Here is a 24,758-nt window from a genome sequence, read left to right on the forward strand (position 1 = left end):
TACTCTACACAGCTATCTTTTTTTAATGGTAGAATTAGGATGGAAAGGAATGGTGATTAAATTGAAACTTATAAAATGGTTTGTATTTGTAGCATTAGTGCTTGTCCTATCAGCATGTACAGTGGATCAAGAAAAAACGAAAGTTGATAAAGAAAGTAAAGAATCATCTGGAGTGGCATCAGTAGAACCTATTGAGGAAACACCAGGTGAAAATGTAGAACAACCTGTAGAAGAGGAGAAGCAAGAAGTCCTCTACGAATTAAACCCAGCAAATTGGACTTTTAAACCTATCGGTGATGCAAGTCCAAAGGTCATACTTTTCACGATTGATGATGCTCCAGATAAATATGCAGTAGAAATGGCAACGACTTTAAAAGAATTAAATGTACCTGCTATATTTTTTGTAAATGGCCATTTTCTCGATTCGGAAAAAGGAAAATCCGATTTAAAAGCTATTCATGATATGGGATTTCTTATAGGAAATCATACACAAACACACGCGAATTTAAAAAATAGCACTGAGGACAAACAAAGGGAAGAAATCCTAAAAGTGAACGAAACTGTGGAAGCCATTATTGGGGAAAAACCTAAATTCTTCCGTGCTCCATTTGGTGTAAATACGGATTTCAGTAGAGCACTTGTTCAAAGTGAAGGAATGCTTCTTATGAACTGGACATACGGCTATGATTGGGAAAAACAATATATGGATTCTGCTAAATTAACAGATATTATGTTAAATACTGAGTACTTGACGAACGGTGCAAATTTATTAATGCATGATAGAAAGTGGACTTCTGAAGCCCTAAGAGGAATGGTAGAAGGTTTTCGCGAAAAAGGATATGATTTTATCGATCCGCATACGATTAAGGGAATAGAATAGTAAGGGGTAATACATTTGCGTGAATATTATTTCACGTAAATGTATTTTTTTTAAGCAAAGAACAAGTTTATATCCGTTGCAGGCGAACGCTTTCCGCTCCAATCCAACGTGCAAATGGATTTTCGTCCTGTGAAACCAGTGTTCATAGTACTTAAAAGAATTAAATAATACCGTGGATTTCCGTTTCAGGTGGACGCGTTCCGCGGGGTGAGCGATGAACCATCACCGTCGCATTCGCGTCGTTTGTGATGGCTCATCTGTCTCACAGAGGGACAAAGGCTAAGAGCGCCACATCGTGTGGCAACGCCTTCGTGACCAACATCCTGTTGGCCTCCGACTGTAGTCGCCACCTTTCACTACTATGCATTAAGTGAGTAGTAGCTAAAAGAGGATTTAGCCCAGCTATTGCGAAGAGGATAGAAATAGTCTAATAGTGCATGCCATCCTATAAACGTTGTGGATAAGAGTTGCTATTGCTTAGTGAAATTTTGTGCGTCCGGATAAAATGTAGTTCCCTAACTAATGTTCATAGAATTTAAATGTCATCTATCTTACTAAGCAAGAATCAATCGTCCCATACATACTAGTTGATAGGAACACAGGCGGCGACTTCTGCGGGAATAGCAGATGTTTTCTGCACGCAAAGCGGAGCGGCAGGTGCATGAGCGGAAGGCCTCGCAGGAACGCAGGATAGGGAAGGAAGACTAAAGGCGCCTCTTCCCTGAGGCAACGCCTTCATGACCAACATCCTGTTGGCCTAGGTGACTGTAGCCATGCCCGCGAAAGCGTCCGCCGCAGCGGAAAGCAACGTCATTTCCAAGTGGCTCTTTTTAAAAGGACCTGGAGTCTTCTTGCCCTGTTTTTCTAGGAATAACAATAGACCTCGAGAAATAATAGGAGTAAAATAGTGCATATTCAAAGTGAGTAGGAGGTTTGGCTTTAAGGGGATTCCTTTTAAAGTAATTTGTATGAAGCGATATATAAGAGTAATTATTCAAGTTGGTATATTATTTATATTTTCACTTATAGGCACACTCATTGTGCATTCATTACATATTAAATTTCCAGGAAGTATAGTAGGCTTAATTTTATTGTTTATTTCTTTATATTTCAAATTAATACCAGTTTCTTTCATAAAAGAAGGAGCAGGTTTTTTACTTAGTATATTGGCGTTATTTTTCGTTCCCGCAACGGTTGGAGTTATGAATTATCCAGAGCTATTGTCTGTTCATGGATTTTTAGTACTAATTGCAGTAATGGTCAGTACGATATTTACAATTGTAGTTTCGGGAAGGATATGTCAATATTTAGAAAATAAAGAAGGCTCAAAGGTGGAAGAATAATGATTGCTATTGGAATGATTTTGGGGACTATTTTCATTTATTTTCTAATGAGAAAAATAAATGTTCGCTTTACAACACCTTTTTTATTACCGATATTAACAACCACAATTCTGATCATAATATTATTAAGCATTTTTTCTTTTTCTTATGATTCCTATATGAGTGGTGCAAAATGGATTGACACCATGCTAGGTCCGGCTGTTGTAAGCCTTGCATATCCATTATATATGCAAAGGGGTCTTATAAAAAAATATAAGCTTACCATTTTAACAAGTATTATTGTTGCGATGTTTTCTGGTTTAGTAAGTATCATAACATTTGCTAAACTGTTAAGAATGGAACATAAATTAATTCATTCGTTGCTCCCGAAATCCATTACCACGCCTGTTGCTATGCAAATTAGTGAATCGATTGGTGGTAATCCTGCATTGACTGCTGTTTTCGTAATTATAGCGGGTTTAACAGGGGCATTGCTTGGCCCATTAATTTTTAAAATATTTCGTATTGAAACGCCAATTAGTAGAGGGGTTTCGATCGGAAGTGCTTCACATGGTTTTGGTGTTTCAAAGTTAACTGAATATGGAGAGCAAACATTTTCCTTGGGTTCTGTATCAATGACAATTAGTGCAGTGATTGGAGCTTTTATATGTCCATTAATTGCAATGTTTATATAATAAAAAGAGAGTTGAAGTTTAAACTTCATCTCTCTTTTTGTATATTGTATTATTTAATCGCTTGTTGCTCTTTAATAACGTGAATCATTTCTAACGTATCATCTTCTGGACCTTGAACAGGCAGACCAGCTTCTATATTCATCTGGATATAATCGATATTTCCTTGGGTAATTATTTCCCCGGGAATAAAAATAGGAATTCCAGGTGGATAAACCATCACAAACTCAGCAGATATCCGTCCTTCCGCTTTTTTAAGAGGAATAGATTCTGTTTGGGCATAGAATGCATCACGTGGTGACATCGCTAGTCCAGGTATATCAGGTAAAGTAACTGATGGCTCTACTATAACTGCATCGGATTCAAAAGCAGTTACCATTCTTACAAGTGCGTTCACTAGTAAGTTTGCTTCTTTTTTTGTATCTCCTAGTGTAAACAAGCAGAGAATATTGTATAAATCAGATAGCTCTACTTCGATATTTGCATTTTCTCTTAACCACGACTCTGCTGCATATCCAGTAATCCCTAAATTTTTCACGCTTATTAATAATTTTGTTGGATCCATGTCATATGTAGCGGAAGAATTTAAAATTTCCTCTCCTACACAACGAAGATGTGGTATTGCATTAATTCGCTTTCGTGTATCCTTTGCGAGCCTTATTGTATCTCCTATTAAATCCTCCCCATGGATTGCTAACTGGCGTCTTGCAGTGTCTAATGATGCTAATAATGGGTAGGAAGTAGAAGTTGTTGTTAGCATAGATATAATTGACTGAACACGTTTTGCTGAAACTAAACCTTCTTTTACATTTAAAACAGAGCTTTGTGTCATCGATCCGCCAAGTTTATGAACGGAAGTAGCAGCCATGTCTGCTCCAGCTGACATTGCAGAAATTGGTAAGGAGGGATGGAAATGAATATGTACTCCATGTGCCTCATCTACTACTACAGGAATTCCATGTTCATGGGCCATATCAACTATCTTTTTTAAGTCAGCAGCAAAGCCAAAATATGTTGGGTTTATAACGAGTAACCCTTTAGCATCTGGATGAGCCTCCAAGGCTTTTTCAACAGATTCCGCTGAAATACCATGAGAAATACCTAACTCTTTATCTACTTCCGGATGAATAAATACTGGAATAGCTCCTGCAAAAACGATTGCTGACATAATAGATTTATGAACATTTCGTGGGACTAATAATTTATCGCCAGGTCCACAAATAGTAAGGATCATTGTCATTATTGCACCGCTTGTACCTTGAACAGAAAAAAATGTTTGATCTGCACCAAATGCTTCTGCAGCTAATTGTTGTGCTTGTTTGATGGCACCTTTAGGGGAGTGTAAATCATCTAAAGGGGCGATATTGATTAAATCTATGGAAAGTACATTATCTCCAACAAACTCTCGAAATGCAGGATCCATCCCTTTCCCTTTTTTATGCCCAGGAATATGAAACTGGATAGGATGACGGTTACGATGCTTTAGTAATGCATCGAACAAAGGAGTTTCTAATTGTGACAACGTTCATACCACCTCTAATATTATTTTCTAAACTATTCATTGCAAATTGCTTCCGTGCAAGCTCATCACGAACAAAAGCATGGGTGACAGAAGATATAAATTTTTAAACCATCATTTGCTTGTTGTGCCTAAAAGGCCCCTTGCACTTTTTTTAAAACAAGTGAATTATAGCATTTCCTTACCTACGTGACTATAAAAATATTTGTTAATTGAATCAGATTGCTATTTCTTTTAAACTTAAGGACAATGGGGGGATTAATGTGACATTTCATACGAGGATATCAGATTTGTTAGGAATTGAATTTCCAATTATCCAAGGTGGGCTTGCTTATTTAGCTTATTCCGAACTATGTGCAGCTGTTTCGAATGCAGGAGGACTGGGTCAAGTGACAGCAATGAGCTTAACAACACCCGAAGAACTAAGAAATGAAATAAATAAGGTTAGAGAATTAACGAATAAACCGTTTGGTGTAAATTTTGCTGTAGGACAAATGGGAAGACCTTATGAGCATATGTTGCAGGTTGCAATAGATGAGAATGTCCCAGTTATTACGATGACAGGAGGAAACCCATCTCCAATTTTAAAGAAACTTGAAAATACAACTATTAAAAAACTTGTATTAGTAGCGGCAAAACGTCAAGCTCAAAAAGCTGAACAACTAGGTGCTGATGCTGTAATGGTTGTAGGGCAGGAAGGAGGAGGACATTTAGGGAGGGATGACATTGGCACAATGGTGTTGATTCCTCAAGTGGTTGATGCGGTATCTATACCTGTAATAGCTTCGGGAGGTATTGCGGATGGCAGAGGTTGGATGGCTGCTCACGCACTAGGAGCAGAGGGAATTGAAATGGGCACACGTTTCATCGCGACAAAAGAATGTGTGCATGCATCTAATGCATATAAAAATGCAATAATAGAAAGTGGAGAAATGGATACTGTTGTCATTAAACGTTCAATAGGTGCCCCTGCGAGAGCTATTAAAAATAGTTGGACAGAAATGATTCTAAGTATTGAAAAAGAGAATTCGACATATGATGCTTTAAAGGACTACATTAGTGGTAAGGCAAATAAGCAATTTATTTATGAAGGTAATTCAGAAAAGGGATTTGGATGGGCAGGTCAAGCGATAGGTTTGATAAAAGATATACCTACTGTTGAAGAATTAATTATGCGAATGGTAAATGAGGCAACAGAGATACGAAAAAAATGGAAATTATAGGAGGCTACATAAATGGAATATACTTATCCATTTTCCCTAGACTGGTCGACAGATGAAATAGTAGATGTCGTGCAGTTTTTTGAGGCAATTGAAAATGCGTATGAAAAAGGTGTTAAACGAGAAGAACTATTGAAAAAGTATCGCCGTTTTAAAGAAATCGTTCCATCAATTGCCGAGGAAAAAACTTATTTTCGAGATTTTGAAAAAGAAAGCGGCTATGCAAGTTATCCAATTATAAAAAAAATGAAAGAAAATGAGGATGGAGTTTTAATTAGAGGCTGAAAAATACCTCCAATAGCTGTTTATTAAGCAAGTTATTGGAGGCATTCTTTTACTTAATATTAATCATGGTTTTATAAATTGGTAATAACTGTTCAAAGGTCTCTTCCGCTAGAAGTAAAAATTCCTCTTCAGAGAGTTTTACTGCTTCGTCTCTAGTTATATGTCTACCCACAAGAAATTCTCCTTTTTTTATATCACGCAGCCTAGTTAATATCTGGTTAATATCAGTTTTTTTGGCGCCCTTCAAAGGAATTGCATCTTGCTTCATATGATCACCAGAAATAATAAATTCATCTGGAAGTTTTGTTAACAATGACTTTTTCTTTAATAGTCTTTCGGCAATGGCGACTTTATCAGGAGCTTCATAAATAACAGCTACGATAATAAATAAATGACTCCCCCATAAACCAATTTGAAAATGAGGTAATGCTTTATAGCCTCTTTTATATGGAGCAAATGCTACCCAGCTATCTTTAGGAGGATTTACAGATCGCCTAGCGTGTTTTGCAACATGTGCAAAATATTCATCCCCTAGAGCGCCAGAAAAGTATAAACTATACTTCTTTCCTAGTTCGTCAAATTTTGGTCGTATATTTTTGATTAACGCTTCCATTCTATTTTCTAATCCATCAATTTGGAATACGTTAAAATCTTTGTCTTCCCAAAAAGTTTTACTCATTTTATAAACTCCTTTCCCTTTGCATGTTTATTTTATAGTAATTATGGGTAAAAATCATGTAAGTAGATTTTTTGGTTAATAAATGTTTATTAATTTCTAGAAAGCGTAAATCATTATAAAATTTTTGAATATTATGATAAAAAGCAAAGGGGTGTAGTGATGAGACAGGTTGTTCATATTATTCGTAAAAATGACATGGAAAAAGAAAAGATTAATACATTGAAATTAGAGCTGGATTATGAATTGGCAACACTTTTTGATGCTATTAATAGTAAAAATGAAAAAGAAATACATGCTACTAAGGTAAGACTAAAAGAAATTCATTATTTATTGAGAGAACTAAATGCACTTGACTGAACGGTTATTAATGAATATCACTTAAAAAACACCTGCTAAATTGAAAGACAGCCGGTGTTTTTTTCTTTATACTTAGAAGTCAATGGGAAGAAAGGATGGGTATAGTGAACGTACATAGATTGGATAAGTATGCAAAATCATTAATTAAAGTAGCCGCAGGAAGAATAAAATCCTCTTTTACGACGGATCTTTTAATTGAAACGAAATCAGAAGCAAATGATTTAGTAACAAATATCGATAAAGAAACGGAACAATTTTTTATTCATCATATTAAACGAGATTTTCCAAACCATCGTATTTTGGGGGAAGAAGGATTTGGGGATGACTTACATGATTTAGAGGGATATATATGGATACTTGATCCAATTGATGGAACAATGAATTTCATCCATCAAAAAAAGAATTTTGCAATCTCACTAGGTATTTATAAAGATGGTATTGGAGTACTTGGTTACATTTATAATGTTATGGAAGATGAATTAATATCTGCCGCCATGGATGAGGGAGCATATTTTAATGATGTACGAATCCCTGCTGTTAAAAAAGCAAACATAGAACAATCTATTATTGGTATTAATGCAAGTTGGGTAGTTCCAAATAAGCACATTGAACATGAAGGAATGATTAAGCTTTTACAAAAAGTTAGAGGTACGAGATCATATGGTTCTGCAGCTTTAGAGATATCGTATGTGGTGACTGGTAAATTAGATGCCTATATGTCGATGCGTTTATCACCTTGGGATATTGCAGGAGGAATGGTGATTGCTAAAGAAGTAGGGGCAATTGTGACAAATCTTGCAAATGAACCAATAAATTTATTAGAACAAAATACTTTTATAATTTCTAAACCGGGTTTGCATAAGGAATTAGTAACCAATTACATTCGCCTGAAACAATAAAAAGGTCGGCAAAAAATATTTGCCGACTCTTGCTATAATAATCCTTGATCACGCATTTTTTTCTTAGTTTTAAAACCATAGCCCATTACTACACAAAGTAGTACAATGCCCAGAATAATTAGTGGGATATTTCTTAATGCGACCGCAACACCAATAAATGCCATAGCTAAAATAGCGCCTAGAGAAAATAGAACAAAGATCCACTTAATGTTACCCAATTCATTACCTCCAAAAATAATGTTTAAAAAAATTATTACTTTAGTTTCACCTTGTGATATAATAACACAGTTATGGACTCGAAAAAAGAATATGGAGTGGAAATATGACAAAATTACGTCAAGATTTAAGAAACATTGCAATTATTGCACACGTTGACCATGGGAAAACGACATTAGTCGACCAATTATTAAAACAATCTGGTACGTTCCGTTCGAATGAGCATGTGGATGAAAGAGCTATGGATTCTGGTGATATTGAACGCGAACGTGGGATTACTATATTAGCAAAAAACACAGCGATTCAGTATAAAGAAACAAAAATCAACATTTTAGATACACCTGGACATGCCGATTTCGGTGGTGAGGTAGAGCGTATCATGAAAATGGTAGATGGTGTTCTATTAATCGTAGATGCATATGAAGGTTGTATGCCACAAACTCGATTTGTGTTGAAAAAGGCTTTAGAGCAAAATATTAAACCAATCGTAATTGTGAACAAAATTGACCGTGACTTTGCACGTCCTGCAGAAGTAGTGGACGAAGTGCTTGAATTATTCATTGAGCTTGATGCAAACGATGAACAATTAGAATTCCCTGTTATATATGCATCTGGTATTAATGGAACAGCAAGTCTTTCTGATGATCCTGCTGATCAAGAAGAAAACATGCAAGTTATTTACGATGCAATTGTAGATAAAATTCCTGCACCAATCGATAACAGTGAAGATCCATTACAATTCCAAGTATCACTACTTGACTATAATGACTATGTTGGTCGTATCGGTATCGGTCGTGTATTCCGTGGGAAAATTCATGTTGGACAACAAGTATCACTTATGAAACTAGATGGTTCCGTAAAAAACTTCCGCGTTACAAAAATCTTTGGATTTATGGGACTAAAACGAGTGGAAATCGAGGAAGCTTCTGCTGGTGATTTAATCGCTATTTCTGGTATGGAAGATATCAATGTTGGAGAAACAATTTGTCCAGTAGAGCATCCAGATGCACTACCAATTTTACACATTGATGAGCCAACTCTTCAAATGACTTTCTTAGTAAATAATAGTCCATTTGCTGGTCGTGAAGGAAAATGGGTAACATCTCGTAAAATTCAAGAGCGTTTAGATGCACAACTTCAAACAGATGTATCTTTACGAGTAGATCCTACTGACTCTCCAGATGCTTGGATTGTGTCAGGTCGTGGAGAACTGCATTTATCGATTTTAATCGAAAATATGCGTCGCGAAGGATTTGAATTACAAGTTTCTAAACCAGAAGTAATTGTAAAAGTGATAGATGGAGTTCGAAGTGAGCCAGTAGAACGTGTACAAATTGACGTACCTGAAGAAAACGTTGGTTCTATTATTGAGTCAATGGGTGCTCGTAAAGGCGAAATGTTAGATATGGTAAATAACGGTAGTGGACAAGTTCGTTTAGTATTCTTAGTTCCAGCACGTGGACTTATCGGTTATACTACAGAATTTTTAACTTTAACTCGTGGTTATGGTATTATTAACCATACATTCGAAGATTATCGTCCAATGGCTGCAGGCCGTGTAGGTGGTCGTAGTAAGGGTGTTCTTGTATCAATGGAAACAGGTACAGCATCTACCTATGGTATTTTAGGTGTTGAAGACCGTGGTACAATTTTCGTAGAACCAGGTACTGAAATTTACGAAGGTATGATTGTAGGTGAGCATACTCGTGATAACGATTTAACAATCAATATTACAAAAGTAAAAGCTGCTAACAATATTCGTTCTGCAAATAAAGAACAAACAACAACACTGAAAAAACCACGTCTAATGACATTAGAAGAATCTCTTGAATATTTAAATGACGACGAGTACTGTGAAGTAACACCTGAATCTATTCGTTTACGTAAAAAAATTCTAGAGAAAAATGAACGTGAACGTGTTACGAAGAAAAAGAAAAGTGCAGAACTTGAATAGTAACTGAAAGGGTGAAAAACCTTGGAGGAAAAGCAATTCGTATTTGGCAGAATGTCTAGTATTGCAAGATTCATTTATGAATCTATGCCAACTTACGCTATAGCGGGTTATGTATTATTTTTTATAATTTTCTTGCTTTCTGTGGTTGTTTACAAGCTTGGATTTGCAAAAAAATTACGTTTAGGACAAAACATAGTCATTTATGCATTTTTGTTGATAGGATGTTTAATGTTAACATTCTTAGCGTTTTTCCTTCCAGTAGTAGAAGGTCTAATTGTAGCTGCATTAATCCTTATCATATACAAAATTCGTTTACGACTAGAAAGAAAACAAAGTCCGACTGCATAGAAAAGATTTATAGATTAATACAAACTAGCTCCAGCTACGATAGTAGTGGAGCTTCAGACTGTAGGTAGATTCGGTAAAAATCGAGTTTGCCTTCAGTTTTTTTTATTGTAAATAATGAGTACGGAAAAACACACGCTCTCCACAGATAATCCATTAGGCGCCTCATTTACTGTATTTGAGGAATGTTTAGGTAGCCATGCAATTGGTAAGTGCTTGCGGATAGATTAAGTTTAGCTGGTCAAGGCAATTGGTAGGTGCTTATGTATTTGCTTTAATCTAAGTAGTGGTTGATCTGGATTGATTTTTTCTTTTTTACTTTTTCGATACCAAGTTAAAATAAATCAGAGGAATTCTTTAGAGTTAGTAAAGACAAGGGAAAATACTAGTGTTTATTGACAAAGAAGCGCGGATAATCCGAAATTATGTCTTCTGGATTATCTACATTGGATAGAATCTTCTCATTAATTCCTCGATGGTGAAGGAATCATCTGCCACAAGATTAACGAAAAATGGATCATAAAGTGGCTTAGTCACTTTATGATCCATAAAAATTCTATCCATAATTGTAGGGCCTTTAAGCTTTTCTTAATTAAAATTCATTTTCAATGAGTTTGGAGCTTTTATAAAAAATGAATTTACCTGTCGCTAATCGAGTTTTTGTTTTTTCTTCAATTCGGTCGTGACATGTAGGGCACATATAAGTGTGAATAGGACGATTTCTCAATTTTTTAGCAAGTGGCAAATCATTAGAAAGTTCATCAATTCGATCGCAAATGGCACACTGTACCTTCATATAATCAACTCCTATTCTATGCGGAATGCTGTAACATGCTTTATCGGATTATTGATATTGGATCCGTCTTTTTTGAGAACATGAACTGGACCATCTTCGCGAAGTGGTTTTCCTTTATGACTAAACTTTAATAACAAAGAATCTAGTTCGTTAAAAGAAAATGAATGTTCTCCCTCTTTAGTTTCAATAACAAGCGTAGTGGCACCTTTTAGTGGCTCAGCATTTAATATAAATTGCTTTGGTTCAACACCAAAACTACTCGTTAATACTTTAGTACGCTCATATTTTTTTTCTGTTTGTAGGGTTGGGGGGAAAGTAGCCCCTTCTATTATTTCTCGAGACCAATGAGCGGAAGTCACTTTTGTATATTCTTCTAACTCATCCTTATATTCATACTTACCAGAAAAAAAGTCATCTAAGTCGATTCTTCGATCATCAAAAATCCATACTGTTGGATCAAGTGTAATATTGAATTTGACAGCACCTTTAATAGGGATAATATGTTCCAAAAAAATTGCCTCCTCTAAACTATCTAATCTAAATAAGTATACCGTTAAATTGTGAAGTCTAAAAGAATAATTAATTATAAAAGAAAAAGCCAGCGATAGATGCTTTTAAGGATAAGTGATGAAGTATAAATAGTTGCAAATTAAAAGTTATAAATTCTTATCAGTTAAAATATGAATGAGAGAAAACTTGCATTTTTTCATTGCAAAAGATACACTTTAGGGAGGTAAAGAAATAGAAATCATAAATAATGGGGGCGTCCTCATGGATACTAATATACAACTTTCGTATCAAGACAAAGCATTAGAACTTTTAAAAAAAGATGCCGAAAAAATCGCACAGCTTATAAAAGTGCAGATGGATAATTTAACTATGCCTCAATGTCCTCTATATGAAGAGGTTCTAGACACTCAAATGTTTGGTTTATCACGTGAAATTGATTTTGCAGTTAAGCTAGGATTATTAGAGAAGGGTGAAGGAAGAGAAATTATGGCTTCACTTGAAAAAGAGTTATCAATTTTACATGAGATCCATACAGAAAAATAATTACAAAACTCAAACAAAATTTCTGTTTGAGTTTTTTTACTAGAAATATTTAATATACTCATAGATTAATATGTCCGCTCCAAATTATGAAATAGAGGTTTTACAAAATGATTCCATATATTAAACGTTATTTAAAAAACTTTGATTATCCCTTATTTTTTATTTATTTAGCCCTGTGTTTATTTGGCCTTGTGATGATTTATAGTGCTAGTTATGGTTGGTCAGTGCTTAATTATGGCTGGGAGCCTGATTATTTCTTCAAAAAACAAAGATTAAATCTATTGCTCTGCATACCTGCGTTTTTTTTAACTGCTTTTTTCCCCTATAAGCATTATAAAAATAAAACAATGATGAAAATAATGCTATTTATCATGTTTACTCTTTTATTCTTAGTGCACATTATCGGAACTGGTGGAGAAAGTGGTGCTCAGAGCTGGATTCATTTAGGTTTTGGAAACATACAACCTTCAGAAGTTGCAAAGATAATAATTGTTTTATATTTTGCTGGAATATTTGCGAAAAAACATGAAAATGGAACGTTAGATAAGTTAAACGAATCAGTTGGTCCACCACTAATTGTATTGTTTTTTGTTTTTGTTTCCGTAATGCTGGAAACCGACGTTGGGAATACAATGATTATTGGTTTTGTTGCAATTTCTGTTATTGCAGCTAGTGGTATAAAATTCAAGTCATTTGCAAAATTTATTGGATTAATAGGTGTTGTTTTAGCGGTAGGTCTGTTTGTAATTTATATGATGAAAGACAAATTGATTACTGAGAAACGACTTGGTCGATTAGAAGCTTTCTTCCATCCTTTTGATTTCGAACAAGGCTACGGTTATCAAATTGTAAATGGTTATATTGCAATAGGAGCAGGTGGTTTAAAAGGGCTTGGCCTAGGGAATTCCAATCAAAAATTTGGGTATCTTCCCGAGCCACATACAGATTTTATCATGGCCATTATTGCTGAAGAACTTGGCTTAATAGGAGTTCTGATTGTTCTATGTGGACTATTTTTCATTGTTTTCAAAGCGATCAAGATTGCTATAACTACAAAAGATCCACAAGCACGTATGATTGCTGCGGGAATTGGTAGTATTATTGGTTTTCAAACATTTGTGAACTTAGGTGGCATGTTGGGAATAATCCCACTTACCGGAGTGCCTCTACCTTTTATAAGTTATGGGGGAACTTCCGTTATATTATTATCTGCTGCAATTGGTATATTGATGAATGTTTCTATGTTTGTAAAGTATGAAAAAACCAAGGGGTAAGGGGTGTAGTTTTGGGGAGAATTAATAAAATTGTCGTAGCAAACAGAGGCGAAATTGCGATTCGAATATTTCGAGCATGTACGGAGTTAAATCTTCGAACAGTTGCTATATATTCTCGAGAAGATAGTGGGTCCTTCCATCGTTTTAAATCAGATGAATCATATTTGGTTGGGGATGGAAAAAAACCTATTGATGCTTATTTGGATATTGAAGATATTATTCGGATTGCAAAAGACAGTAAAGCAGACGCAATTCACCCAGGATATGGTTTTTTATCTGAAAATGTAGATTTTGCAAGACGTTGTGAAGAAGAAGGAATTATTTTTATTGGGCCAACTTCCGATCATTTAGATATGTTTGGTGACAAAGTTAAAGCTCGTGAGCAGGCAGTCAAAGCTGGAATTCCTGTCATTCCTGGTAGTGATGGTCCAGTTGGAAGTATTAAAGAAGTTCAGGCGTTTGGTCAAACGCACGGATATCCGCTTATGATTAAAGCCTCTCTAGGTGGTGGTGGTCGTGGAATGCGCGTTATTTCTTCTGAAGAAGAACTTGAAAGCGCCTATGAACGTGCTAAATCTGAAGCAAAAGCGGCATTTGGTTCAGATGAAGTTTATGTAGAGAAATTTATTAACCAACCAAAGCATATTGAAGTCCAAATTCTTGGAGATACAACAGGTAACTTAATTCATTTATACGAGCGTGATTGCTCGATCCAAAGAAGACATCAGAAGGTAGTTGAAATAGCTCCTTCAAATTCTTTAAGTCCAGCACTCCGTGATAAAATATGTCAAGCTGCAGTTCAATTAATGAATAATGTATCTTATATAAATGCAGGTACTGTTGAATTTTTAGTAACAAATGATGAGTTCTACTTTATTGAGGTAAATCCTCGTATTCAAGTGGAACATACGATTACTGAAATGATTACAGGCGTAGATATCGTCCATGCGCAAATAAAAATTGCGGAAGGTTTAGCGTTAAATAGTGAAGAAATGGGAATACCAAGTCAAGAGAATATTCCTCTTTTTGGTTTCGCTATTCAATCTCGAGTAACAACAGAAGATCCCTCAAATAATTTCATGCCTGATACAGGAAAACTAATGGTATATCGATCTGGAGGAGGATTTGGAGTCCGCTTAGATGCTGGAAACGGATTCCAAGGTGCTGTCATTTCGCCTTACTACGATTCATTATTAGTTAAAGTTTCTACTTGGGGCATGTCATTTAAAGAAGCTGCAGCTAAAATGGTCAGAAATTTGCAAGAATTCCGAATTAGAGGGATTAAAACAAATATTCCTTTTCTAGAAAACGTAGTGAAGCATCCGAGTTTTTTATCAGGTAATTTTAATACAAGTTTTATTGATACTACGCCGGAACTATTCTTGTTCCCAAATAGAAAGGATCGTGGAACAAAATTATTAAGTTATATTGGGAATGTAACAGTTAATGGTTTTCCAGGAATAGAACAAAAATCTAAACCTATTTTTAATGCTGTTAGAAAACCAAAGATGGATATTTCCATTCCACCAACAGCTGGAACAAAACAGATATTGGAACAACAGGGAGTTCAAGGTGTCATTAAGTGGGTGAAGAAACAGAAAGGTGTTCTGTTAACAGATACTACATTTAGGGACGCACATCAATCGCTTCTTGCTACGAGAGTACGTTCACATGATATTTTTGGAATAGCTAAAGAATCAGCAAGAGGGATGCATGATTTATTTTCTTATGAAATGTGGGGTGGTGCAACATTTGACGTAGCCTATCGTTTCTTAAAAGAAAATCCTTGGGATCGTTTATTAAAAATGAGAGAAATGATTCCTAACGTTCTTTTTCAAATGTTATTTCGAGGTGCAAATGCAGTTGGTTATAAAAACTATCCTGATAATGTAATTCGTGAGTTTATCCAAGAATCAGCGGAAGCGGGTATAGATGTATTCCGTATCTTTGATAGTTTGAACTGGATTAAAGGAATGGAAGTAGCAATCGACGCTACTAGACAATCGAGTAAGATTGCTGAAGCGGCTATATGTTACACAGGAGACATTTTAAATGACTCTCGAGCTAAATATACAGTTCAGTACTATAAAGACATGGCCAAGGAGTTAGAGGCTGCAGGAGCGCATATTTTGGCTATTAAAGATATGGCAGGTTTACTAAAACCAGAAGCTGCATATCGGCTCGTTAGCGAACTTAAAAGTGCAACAGACTTACCAATACACTTACATTCCCACGATACTAGTGGAAACGGCATCTTTATGTACGCGAAAGCAATTGAAGCTGGGGTCGACATCGTGGATACTGCGATAGGTGCAATGGCTGGATTAACTTCTCAGCCTAGTGCGAGTACTTTAAGTTATGCGTTAAATGGCGGAAGTAGAGAAGTGATTGGTGATGTAAATGCGTTTGAAAAAATCTCTTATTATTGGGAAGATGTTCGCAAATACTATAAAGACTTTGAAAGTGGCATGATTAGCCCGCATACAGAGATTTATGTACATGAAATGCCAGGTGGTCAATATAGTAATCTTCAGCAACAAGCAAAAGGTGTTGGTTTAGGAGAACGATGGGAAGAAGTAAAAGAGATGTACTCCCGTGTAAACTTACTATTAGGTGATGTAGTGAAAGTTACACCTTCCTCTAAAGTTGTTGGGGATATGGCATTATTCATGGTACAAAACAATTTAGATGAAATTTCAGTTATAACTAGAGGGAAAACAATAGACTTCCCTGATTCTGTTATCGAGTTTTTTGAAGGATATATTGGTCAACCGTACGGTGGTTTTCCAAAAGAGCTACAAAAAGTAATTTTAAAAGATCGCCAAGCGATTACAGTCAGACCAGGAGAGTTACTTGAACCAGCGGATTTTCAAACTATTAGAGAAAATCTAATCAATAAATTAGGTCGTGCTGTTACAAGTCAAGAGATACTAGCATATACATTATATCCAAAAGTATTTGATGAATATTCTACAACGGAAAATAGTTTTGGTGATGTATCTGTACTTGACACTCCAACATTCTTATATGGAATGAGACTCGGTGAAGAAATAGAAGTTGAAATTGAAAAAGGGAAGACATTAATAATTAAATTAGTTTCAATAAGCGAGCCAACGAATGATGGTAATAGGATTATTTACTTTGAATTAAATGGTCAACCGCGTGAAATTTCGATTCAAGATATGACAATTGAAGTGAGTCATTTATCTAGAGCAAAAGCCCAAGTGGCGAATGAGCAACAAATTGGTGCCACAATGCCAGGAACTGTACTGAAGGTCGCTGTGTCGATTGGAAGTAAAGTAAAAAGAGGGCAGCATCTACTTATTACGGAAGCGATGAAAATGGAAACAACAGTTCAAGCTCCATTCAATGGAGCGATAAAAGAGATTCATGTAGTTGCAGGTGACACAATCGCTACTGGAGACTTGTTAATCGAAATAGAAAAAGAATAAAAAAAGCTTTTTCGACGATTGAGATTGGCAAGCAACCTAAGACTGTAGAAAAACTCCCTAAAAGAGTTGGTCTACGGTCTTTTTGAGAGATGTATACCAATTGAGGTGTGATAAACAGGTTTATTTCCGCTGCATGCAGACGCTTTCCAGTGGCCAGATTTGCTAACTAAATTCTCTAGGAGTCGATGCATTGCGCTCCAATTAACCGTGGAAATAAGAAAGGCAAGATGCCTCGTCCAATCAATGAACTGGCTACTTAGGCAAGTGAACATAGAGAAAAATAGGTAGTAACCATTGATAAAGTATCAAAACCGCGTCCGAAATTGTAACTTCGGACGCATTTAAAAGAGTAGGGAAGAATTTTATCTCTCATTATCAAAACGCAATGCACGATGTCCATTCACTTTCCAAGAGAGCGAAGGACAAACATTTGCCAAAAGATGACCAAAAATGAGGAGTTGGAAGTGGTAGTCACTTCCAACTCCTCAAAATCTATTGAAAATAGTGTAATTAAGGTTTAGTACAAAGCACACTCGGGAATTGAAGAAGACAAGATGCGCTTTTCTAAATTTTTAACCGACTTCTGGATAGAAGTAATACCATATAGCACAACAATCCAAAAAGTAACGAAACAAATAAAGAATGCAACAATGCAATATATAAATTTAATTTAGTGAATACTATTAACATACCAGTGCAAGCCTGGCAGAGAACTAGAATTAATGCAATAATCCAACTCCAATAAATTGCTCGTTGTTCTTTATAATTTCTAATTACATGAATGGCAATAATGAGAATCCATAAAATAATCAATCCGGCTGCAGCTCGATGTCCCATTTGAACCCACTCATATAAATTTGTAGGTAACGTAAATTCATTATTTCTACAAAGTGGCCAATCCTTACAGACAAGACTTGATTTTGTATGACGAACAAGTGCGCCTGTGTATATAACGATATAGGAATAAAGTGCAACACCAATTGTATGAAACTTTAATGTTTTACCTATTCTTATTTTATCCGTGTCAAATTTTCTATCTACCTCAAAAATAAGTAGTGTAAGTAATAGAACTGCTGCAAAAGAAATGAGAGATATACCAAAATGCAAAGCGAGTATAAAATCTCCTTGTCCCCATTTTACTTGAGCTGCACCGATTAGTGCCTGTAGTACTAAGAAGAAAACTGCCATAGTTGATAAAAATTTTGTTTCACGAACGTGACCCAATGCACGCCATGCCCAAATTGCTAATACAACAATTAGAATTCCAACGCCACCAGTTACTACTCGATGTGAGAATTCAATAAGTACTTCAGTTGTTATTTTATCTGGTATAAGTTGTCCATTACAGCCGGGCCAATGTCTGCCGCAACCCATCCCGCTGTCGGTTTTTGTAACAAGAGCTCCTCCTAATAGAATGAGAAGCATTCCAACAGTAGAAGCTACAGCTAACCATTTTAAGATTTTATGAATATGCAATGTGCCACCTACTTTATGTATCTTGATCGTCTAAAAAGACGGTATCTGCTTTTTGATAATATCGAAATATGAAAGAAAAAACAATGTTTATACTTTGAACAGTAAAAGATGCTATAACCATTTCACAAATTGTTCATAAATTCGTGCTTGAACCTTCACAAAAGAGTAGAAGAAATGATTTACTATTGATATTGTTCTATATAATAAAAGTAATCTTCTAGAACTTATTATTCGAAAAACTTTATTCACTATGGAAATTAATAAGGTTTTTCGATATAGTAAAGGGTAGCGGAATATGCTTACAACTTTGAAAGGAGGGGCAGTATGTCAAATAGTCATTCAATTACCGCTACTACCGAGACTGACAAAGTTCCAGAAACAACTTCTTTCATCAAAGACTTTCTAGCACTTATTAAGATTGGGATTGTCAATTCGAATTTAGTAACGACGTTTACTGGTATCTGGTTAGCTTTTCAATTTACTAACCGTAATTTTCTACAGGAATTAGATCTATTGTTTTATACGCTTTTAGGTGCAGCATTTATAATTGCTGGATCAGGTGCCATGAATAATTACATAGATCGTGATATTGACCCTATAATGAAAAGTAAAAGAGCAAGACCTACAGTTACCGGAAGGTTTAAACCGACTGCCGTTCTGACAACTTCTCTTACTTTATTAGTTGTAGGCGAAATTTTGTTATTCCTTGCTTCAACATCTGCTGGAGTTTGGGGACTGGCGGGCATCATTAGTTATGTAGTTCTTTATTCTATGTGGTCAAAAAGAAAACATGTTAGTAATACGGTAGTAGGAAGTATTTCAGGAGCAATACCACCACTTATCGGTTGGGCTGCAGTTGAGCCGGGTTTAAGTTACGGAGCTCTTGCATTATTCTTAATTATGTTTGTATGGCAACCACCGCATTTTTATGCACTTGCCATGAAACGAACAGAAGAATATAGAGCTGCTGGTATACCAATGCTACCAGTTGTAAAAGGATTCGCACGTACTAAACGTTCAATGCTTCTATGGGTAATTTTTCTATTCCCTTTACCATTTTTATTGATGAATTTAGGAATTGTCTTTATTGTTCTAGCTACTATACTAAATATAGGTTGGCTATTACTTGCAATTAAAGGATTCAGGGTGAAAGATGACTTGAAATGGGCAACTGGTATGTTTGTTTATTCACTAAACTATATGACCATCCTATTCGTATCAATGATTATCTTTTCAATTTTTATTTAACTATTGGGATTCTTTCTTTACTCAACAAGAATTCATATAAAATGAACCACAGTCCAACAACACATGAATACAACTATGAAAGAGGGGTTTGATTTAGCTATGATGAAAGGGCTTAAAAAATGGCGACTTTTTTCAGTGTTAGCAGCTCTAACGATTTTCCTATCGGGTTGTGGCGAAGAATACCTATCTACGCTTACACCTGCTGGACAAGTTGGAAGAGATCAATTTAATTTGTTACTACTTTCTTCTGCTATTATGGCTTTAGTTATTATTGTAGTAGTAATTATCTATGTACTTGCTATCGTGAAATTCCGTCGTTCAAAAGTAGGAGAAAATGTTATTCCTAAACAAGTTGAAGGAAGCCATACATTAGAGGTAATTTGGACAGTTATTCCAATTATTCTTCTATTAATTCTTGCTGTACCTACAGTTTATTATACGTATAAACATGCAGACGTAGCTGGAATGCAAGAAGTAAATGCAGAAGGAAATAAAACTGCTATTACAGTAAATGTAACTGCTAAACTTTATTGGTGGGAGTTTGAATACCCAGATTTAGGGGTAGTAACTGCACAAGAATTAGTAGTACCTACAAACGAAAAAGTTTACTTCAATTTGAAAGCAGCTGATGTAAAACACTCATTTTGGATTCCAACAGCTGGTGGTAAAATGGATACAAACGTAGACAATGTAAACCAATTTTATTTGGAGTTTGATAAAGAATCTGCTGGCTTAGAGCAAGGCGTTTTCTATGGTAAATGTGCGGAACTTTGCGGTCCTTCGCATGCATTAATGGACTTCAAAGTAAAAACAATGAATCGTAAAGATTTTGATGCATGGGTAGCAAGCGCGAAAACTACGGAACATGTTGCAGTTGGAGATACTGCTAAGCAAGGTGAAGCTTTATTCACTGGTGCAGGTTGTATCGGATGTCACGCAGTTTCTACAGCAGGTTCAGGTGGAGGCGTTGGTCCTAACTTAGGTGCATTTGGAGACCGTAATCGTGTTGCTGGATTCATGGATCATACGAAAGAAAATATCAAATCATGGATTAATGATCCACAAAGTTATAAACCAGGTAACAAAATGCCACAACCTGAACAATTAAACAATGGTAAAAAATTTACTGATGAGCAATTAGATGCTCTTGCTGAATACTTAATGGGATTATCTGTTGAAAAGTAATGCAATAGATAAAAATTAAAGGAGGTTAAAGTTGTGAGTTCAATCGCAAAGAAAAAAGGCTTTGGCGCAACAGTATGGGACTTCTTAACGACAGTAGACCATAAAAAAATCGCTATCCTTTACCTCGCTGCCGGCGGTTTGTTTTTCGTAATCGGTGGAATCGAGGCAATGCTAATTCGTATACAATTAGCAAAACCGGATAATGATTTTGTAAGTGCTGGCTTATTTAACGAAATTATAACAATGCATGGTACAACGATGATTTTCCTAGCGGCGATGCCGATATTGTTTGGATTTATGAATGCCGTTATGCCATTGCAGATTGGTGCACGTGACGTTGCATTCCCATTTCTGAATGCTCTAGGTTTTTGGTTATTCCTATTCGGAGGAATTTTCCTTAACTTATCATGGTTCTTAGGCGGTGCACCTGATGCAGGATGGACTTCATACGCATCATTATCGTTAGCTTCACCAGGACATGGTATTGACTTTTACGCGCTAGGCCTTCAGATAGCCGGTGCTGGAACTTATATTGGAGGTATTAACTTCCTTGTAACAATCATTAATATGCGTGCTCCAGGTATGACCTATATGCGTATGCCATTAATGACTTGGACAACATTTGTTGCAAGTGCGTTAATTCTATTCGCTTTTCCACCTCTTACAGTTGGTTTGTTTTTCTTAATTTTTGACCGTATGTTCGGTGCAAACTTCTTTGAACATACGATGGGTGGTAATACAATAATTTGGGAGCATTTATTCTGGATTTTCGGGCATCCTGAAGTATATATCTTAATATTACCTGCTTTTGGTATATTCTCTGAGATTTTCTCTATATTCTCACGTAAACGTTTATTCGGTTATTCATCCATGGTTTTTGCAACTGTATTAATCGGTTTCTTAGGATTCATGGTTTGGGCTCACCATATGTTTACAGTTGGTTTAGGACCAACAGCTAATGCTATATTCGCTGTTGCTACAATGGCTATCGCTGTACCTACTGGTATGAAAATCTTTAACTGGTTGCTTACAATTTGGGGAGGAAGTATTAAAGTCACAGTTCCAATGCTATATGCTTTAGGATTTATTCCTTCATTCGTAGCAGGTGGGGTAACTGGTATTATGCAAGCTGCCGCTCCATTAGATTATCAGTTACATGATTCATACTTTATCGTTGCCCATTTCCACTACGTAATCGTAGGTGGAGTAGTACTTGCTATTTTAGCAGCATTACACTTATATTGGCCTTTAATGTTTAACCAAATGTTAAGTGAAAAGCTTGGAAAATGGACTTTCTGGTTCTTCTTCCTAGGGTTCCACTGCACATTCTTTATTCAACATTTCTTAGGACTAATGGGTATGCCACGTCGCGTATTTACATTCCGAGAAGGTCAAGGTTGGGATTTATTCAACTTAATAAGCTCTTTAGGTGCCGCATTAATGGCAATTGGTGTAATCATTTTAGTAATTAACATCATTATCACTATTGCTAAAAATGAAAAAGTTGGAAACGACCCTTGGGAAGATGGCCGTACGTTAGAATGGGCTATCCCACAGCCAGTTCCTTATTATAACTTTAAACAAACTCCACTTGTACGTGGACTAGATACTTACTGGATTGAGAAACAAGAAGGTAATAAAGAAGGAATGACATATGCAGAACCAATTTCTGACATACATATGCCGAACAACTCATTTATTCCTTTCGTAATGTCATTTGGTTTATTTGTAGCCGCATTTGGTGCTCTATATCATGCCGAAAGTTCATTAGGTACATTAGTTATTGTAATTGGTATAGGTATTACGATAATTTCAATGGCAGTTCGTTCAGTTAAAGATGATCACGGTTATCATATTCATAAAGAAGAATTATTGAATGAAAAAGGGGGTAAATAATAATGGACTATAATACGAAGTACACCCCACAATCTTGGCCTGATCATCCAGAGCAAGTAACCTTAGAAGGTAAAAATAAATTCTTAGGTTTCTGGTTATTTCTAGGTGGAGAAACTGTACTGTTCGCTAGTTTGTTTGCTACTTATTTAGCTCTTAAAGACAAGGGACCAAGTGGAATGGAATTTTCTACTCATTCTCTTTATGAGTTGCCACTTGCTTTTGTTATGACTATGTTGCTTTTAACTTCTTCTTTAACAAGTGTATATGCAATGTATCATATGAAGAACCATAACTTTAAAGGAATGCAAACATGGTTGGCGGTTACTGTTTTACTAGGTCTTGGATTCTTAGCTTTAGAGATTTATGAGTTTAATCATTACGTTCACCTAGGTTTTAATTATAGCCAAAGTGCATTTTCATCCGCTTTCTTTACATTAGTTGGAACGCATGGACTTCACGTAGTAATTGGTCTAGGTTGGATTGTTTTACTGCTTTTACGTAATTCTAAACGCGGATTTAGCTTATATAATGCACCAAAATACTATACTGCTTCTTTATATTGGCACTTCATCGACGTTGTGTGGGTATTTATCTTTACAGTAGTATACTTGATGGGAGTTGTTGGTTAATATGTCTCACGACGCTCACGTTTATGTGAAATCTCAAACAGAGTATGAATATACTCGTCGTAAAAGAAGAGAAGAAATGCGTGGTCAAGTAACTACATTTGCAATTATGATTTTTATGACATTAGTTGCATTTACCTCAGTTGCAGCTGACTTTTCAAAGTACTTTGTTGTACCAATAATTTTATTACTTGCTGTAATCCAAGTAGTATTACAACTTTATTACTTCATGCATATGAGTGAAAAGAATCACGGTATTTCTGCGTTCTTCTTATATCTAGGTGCTACATTTGCATTTACTTTTATCCTTACATTCTTAACGATTGTTTGGTGGTAATTCAATTCATAAAACGGGGCTAAGATTATTCTTAGCCTCGTTTTTGTTTTAATAAATGGATTTCTTGCTCTTTCTTTTCTTGAAGATTAAGACAGTATGTTACAACGGCTGCTAAGAAACCAGTATTCGCAGTGCTTCGTAATGTTTTCTAAAGGTGGTTCTTAAGAAAGTATATAAATTTTTTATTCCATGAACAGGTTGATTTCCGCTACAGGCGGGCGCTTTCTTATCTCTAGTCAAGTGTAATTTCTACAAAAAGCAAATTAAAGATAGTGATCCATTCAACGAGTTGTTGCTTTCCGTTCCGGTGCTCGCTTTCCGCGGGCATGGCTTGAGCCTCCTCGTTCGCTTCGCTACCTGCGGGGTCTCAAGGCTCATGCACCTGCCGCTTCGCTTTCGATGCAAAAAAAAACATTTGCTATTCCCGCAGGAGTCGAGCACCTGCACTCCAAGCAACAATGAACACTAAACAAGGGGGCTTATCAATAATCATCTTTAAATTTAATTACTTTATTAGGATTTTCTATTTCTAATTTGCATGCCAAACAGACCTAACGAATTTCTGTGCTATAGTTGGATTATCCTGTTACGAACTGATTTTGGCTGATTCGTAATCATATAGGATATCGTATTGAATAAGGTGAAATGCGACTTTCAGGAACTTATTCTCACATGCGATTACCGCAAACTTATGATGCTTACTCTAAGGTTGCTTTTTTAGTTGATCATAATAATCTACAATTTAATTTCGGGAACTTTTTCGCTGCGATATTATCGATATTATCATGAAAAATAGGATTTACCGCAACCTCCTATTTCCGAGTTTATTAATACGATCCTGATACTGAAGCTTTCCGGATTGATGAAGTTGAATATCGATGCCCGCATACCAGGGGGCAAGCATCAAGCCGCTTCCCTTGCTCCTGCGCAAAGCTCGTCGCAGAAAGGATTTTGCTCCTGCGCAAAGCTCGTCGCAGAAAGGATTTTGCTCCTGCGCAAAGCTCGTCGCAGAAAGGATTTTGCTCCTGCGCAAAGCTCGTCGCAGAG

General features: G+C 36.0%; 23 protein-coding genes and 1 pseudogene. 17 read left to right on the forward strand and 7 right to left on the reverse strand.

Going from position 1 to position 24,758, the window contains the following annotated elements:
• Positions 1-49 precede the first annotated feature (49 nt).
• From ACFVR1_RS01100 to ACFVR1_RS01110, 3 genes are all read left to right on the forward strand, one after another.
• Complete coding sequence (locus tag ACFVR1_RS01100) at positions 50-880, forward strand: polysaccharide deacetylase family protein (protein WP_387579244.1); 831 nt, start codon at positions 50-52, stop codon at positions 878-880.
• A gap of 968 nt (positions 881-1,848) precedes the next feature.
• Entirely contained in the window at positions 1,849-2,223 is a 375-nt protein-coding gene (locus ACFVR1_RS01105; protein WP_387579246.1) for a CidA/LrgA family protein, read from the forward strand.
• Positions 2,223-2,897 (forward strand): LrgB family protein, encoded by a 675-nt coding sequence (locus ACFVR1_RS01110; protein ID WP_387579249.1) that lies wholly within the window; start codon positions 2,223-2,225, stop codon positions 2,895-2,897. The genes ACFVR1_RS01105 and ACFVR1_RS01110 overlap by 1 nt, the downstream gene beginning before the upstream one ends.
• 49 nt (positions 2,898-2,946) lie before the next feature.
• Here the strand turns inward: ACFVR1_RS01110 and ACFVR1_RS01115 are convergent, their stop codons facing one another.
• Positions 2,947-4,416: an aminotransferase class I/II-fold pyridoxal phosphate-dependent enzyme gene (locus ACFVR1_RS01115; RefSeq protein WP_387579251.1), complete on the reverse strand. Its 1,470-nt coding sequence runs from the start codon at positions 4,414-4,416 to the stop codon at positions 2,947-2,949.
• Between the two features lie 260 nt (positions 4,417-4,676).
• Between ACFVR1_RS01115 and ACFVR1_RS01120 the strand changes: the two genes are divergently transcribed.
• Positions 4,677-5,636, forward strand: coding sequence for an NAD(P)H-dependent flavin oxidoreductase (locus tag ACFVR1_RS01120; protein ID WP_387579253.1), 960 nt, complete (start codon positions 4,677-4,679; stop codon positions 5,634-5,636).
• Between the two features lie 12 nt (positions 5,637-5,648).
• Positions 5,649-5,918, forward strand: coding sequence for a UPF0223 family protein (locus ACFVR1_RS01125; RefSeq protein WP_387579256.1), 270 nt, complete (start codon positions 5,649-5,651; stop codon positions 5,916-5,918).
• Between the two features lie 49 nt (positions 5,919-5,967).
• On the opposite strand, the gene ACFVR1_RS01130 is transcribed toward ACFVR1_RS01125, so the two are convergent.
• Positions 5,968-6,597, reverse strand: a complete 630-nt coding sequence (locus tag ACFVR1_RS01130) for a YktB family protein (protein WP_387579258.1) — start codon at positions 6,595-6,597, stop codon at positions 5,968-5,970.
• 159 nt (positions 6,598-6,756) lie between these two features.
• On the opposite strand from ACFVR1_RS01130, the gene ACFVR1_RS01135 reads away from it, so the two are divergent.
• The gene (locus tag ACFVR1_RS01135; RefSeq protein WP_387579261.1) at positions 6,757-6,954 is read left to right on the forward strand and encodes a hypothetical protein; all 198 of its coding nucleotides are present in this window, start codon (positions 6,757-6,759) and stop codon (positions 6,952-6,954) included.
• A gap of 104 nt (positions 6,955-7,058) precedes the next feature.
• Complete coding sequence (locus tag ACFVR1_RS01140; protein ID WP_387579264.1) at positions 7,059-7,853, forward strand: inositol monophosphatase family protein; 795 nt, start codon at positions 7,059-7,061, stop codon at positions 7,851-7,853.
• 32 nt (positions 7,854-7,885) lie between these two features.
• Here the strand turns inward: ACFVR1_RS01140 and ACFVR1_RS01145 are convergent, their stop codons facing one another.
• Positions 7,886-8,071 carry a YlaF family protein gene (locus tag ACFVR1_RS01145; RefSeq protein ID WP_387579266.1) on the reverse strand — a complete coding sequence of 62 codons (186 nt, stop codon included), beginning with the start codon at positions 8,069-8,071 and terminating at the stop codon, positions 7,886-7,888.
• Between the two features lie 104 nt (positions 8,072-8,175).
• Between ACFVR1_RS01145 and typA the strand changes: the two genes are divergently transcribed.
• Positions 8,176-10,023, forward strand: a complete 1,848-nt coding sequence (gene typA / locus ACFVR1_RS01150; protein ID WP_387579269.1) for a translational GTPase TypA — start codon at positions 8,176-8,178, stop codon at positions 10,021-10,023.
• Between the two features lie 21 nt (positions 10,024-10,044).
• On the forward strand, positions 10,045-10,371 hold the full coding sequence (locus ACFVR1_RS01155; RefSeq protein ID WP_387579271.1) for a YlaH-like family protein: 327 nt from the start codon (positions 10,045-10,047) through the stop codon (positions 10,369-10,371).
• 589 nt (positions 10,372-10,960) lie between these two features.
• Here the strand turns inward: ACFVR1_RS01155 and ACFVR1_RS01160 are convergent.
• Together ACFVR1_RS01160 and ACFVR1_RS01165 are read right to left on the reverse strand one after the other, a co-directional pair.
• On the reverse strand, positions 10,961-11,164 hold the full coding sequence (locus tag ACFVR1_RS01160; protein ID WP_387579274.1) for a YlaI family protein: 204 nt from the start codon (positions 11,162-11,164) through the stop codon (positions 10,961-10,963).
• 11 nt (positions 11,165-11,175) lie between these two features.
• A complete protein-coding gene (locus ACFVR1_RS01165; RefSeq protein WP_387579276.1) occupies positions 11,176-11,673 on the reverse strand; it encodes a peptidyl-prolyl cis-trans isomerase in 498 nt (165 codons plus the stop codon).
• Between the two features lie 262 nt (positions 11,674-11,935).
• Here ACFVR1_RS01165 and ACFVR1_RS01170 point away from each other — a divergent pair, with 262 nt between their 5' ends.
• From ACFVR1_RS01170 to pyc, 3 genes are all read left to right on the forward strand, one after another.
• Positions 11,936-12,217 (forward strand): Fpa/YlaN family protein, encoded by a 282-nt coding sequence (locus ACFVR1_RS01170; RefSeq protein ID WP_387579279.1) that lies wholly within the window; start codon positions 11,936-11,938, stop codon positions 12,215-12,217.
• A gap of 107 nt (positions 12,218-12,324) precedes the next feature.
• Positions 12,325-13,491, forward strand: a complete 1,167-nt coding sequence (locus tag ACFVR1_RS01175; protein ID WP_387579282.1) for an FtsW/RodA/SpoVE family cell cycle protein — start codon at positions 12,325-12,327, stop codon at positions 13,489-13,491.
• Between the two features lie 11 nt (positions 13,492-13,502).
• A complete protein-coding gene (pyc, locus tag ACFVR1_RS01180) occupies positions 13,503-16,943 on the forward strand; it encodes a pyruvate carboxylase (protein ID WP_387579285.1) in 3,441 nt (1,146 codons plus the stop codon).
• Between the two features lie 564 nt (positions 16,944-17,507).
• On the opposite strand, the gene ACFVR1_RS01185 is transcribed toward pyc, so the two are convergent.
• Positions 17,508-18,419, reverse strand: a complete 912-nt coding sequence (locus tag ACFVR1_RS01185) for a COX15/CtaA family protein (protein WP_387579287.1) — start codon at positions 18,417-18,419, stop codon at positions 17,508-17,510.
• Between the two features lie 324 nt (positions 18,420-18,743).
• Between ACFVR1_RS01185 and cyoE the strand changes: the two genes are divergently transcribed.
• From cyoE to ctaF, 5 genes are all read left to right on the forward strand, one after another.
• On the forward strand, positions 18,744-19,667 hold the full coding sequence (gene cyoE / locus ACFVR1_RS01190; RefSeq protein WP_387579289.1) for a heme o synthase: 924 nt from the start codon (positions 18,744-18,746) through the stop codon (positions 19,665-19,667).
• Positions 19,668-19,766: 99 nt separating this feature from the next.
• Positions 19,767-20,852 (forward strand): cytochrome c oxidase subunit II, encoded by a 1,086-nt coding sequence (gene coxB, locus ACFVR1_RS01195; RefSeq protein ID WP_387579291.1) that lies wholly within the window; start codon positions 19,767-19,769, stop codon positions 20,850-20,852.
• Between the two features lie 33 nt (positions 20,853-20,885).
• Positions 20,886-22,748, forward strand: a complete 1,863-nt coding sequence (locus tag ACFVR1_RS01200; RefSeq protein WP_387579293.1) for a cytochrome c oxidase subunit I — start codon at positions 20,886-20,888, stop codon at positions 22,746-22,748.
• A 2-nt stretch (positions 22,749-22,750) separates the two neighbouring features.
• Positions 22,751-23,377, forward strand: coding sequence for a cytochrome (ubi)quinol oxidase subunit III (locus ACFVR1_RS01205; protein ID WP_387579295.1), 627 nt, complete (start codon positions 22,751-22,753; stop codon positions 23,375-23,377).
• Between the two features lies 1 nt (position 23,378).
• Complete coding sequence (ctaF, locus tag ACFVR1_RS01210) at positions 23,379-23,711, forward strand: cytochrome c oxidase subunit IVB (protein ID WP_387579297.1); 333 nt, start codon at positions 23,379-23,381, stop codon at positions 23,709-23,711.
• A 799-nt stretch (positions 23,712-24,510) separates the two neighbouring features.
• Here ctaF and ACFVR1_RS01215 read toward each other — a convergent pair.
• A pseudogene (locus tag ACFVR1_RS01215) lies at positions 24,511-24,758 on the reverse strand (hypothetical protein); the annotation flags it as partial.

The sequence above is a fragment of the Psychrobacillus sp. NPDC058041 genome, from assembly GCF_042885655.1.
Lineage (GTDB): Bacteria > Bacillota > Bacilli > Bacillales_A > Planococcaceae > Psychrobacillus.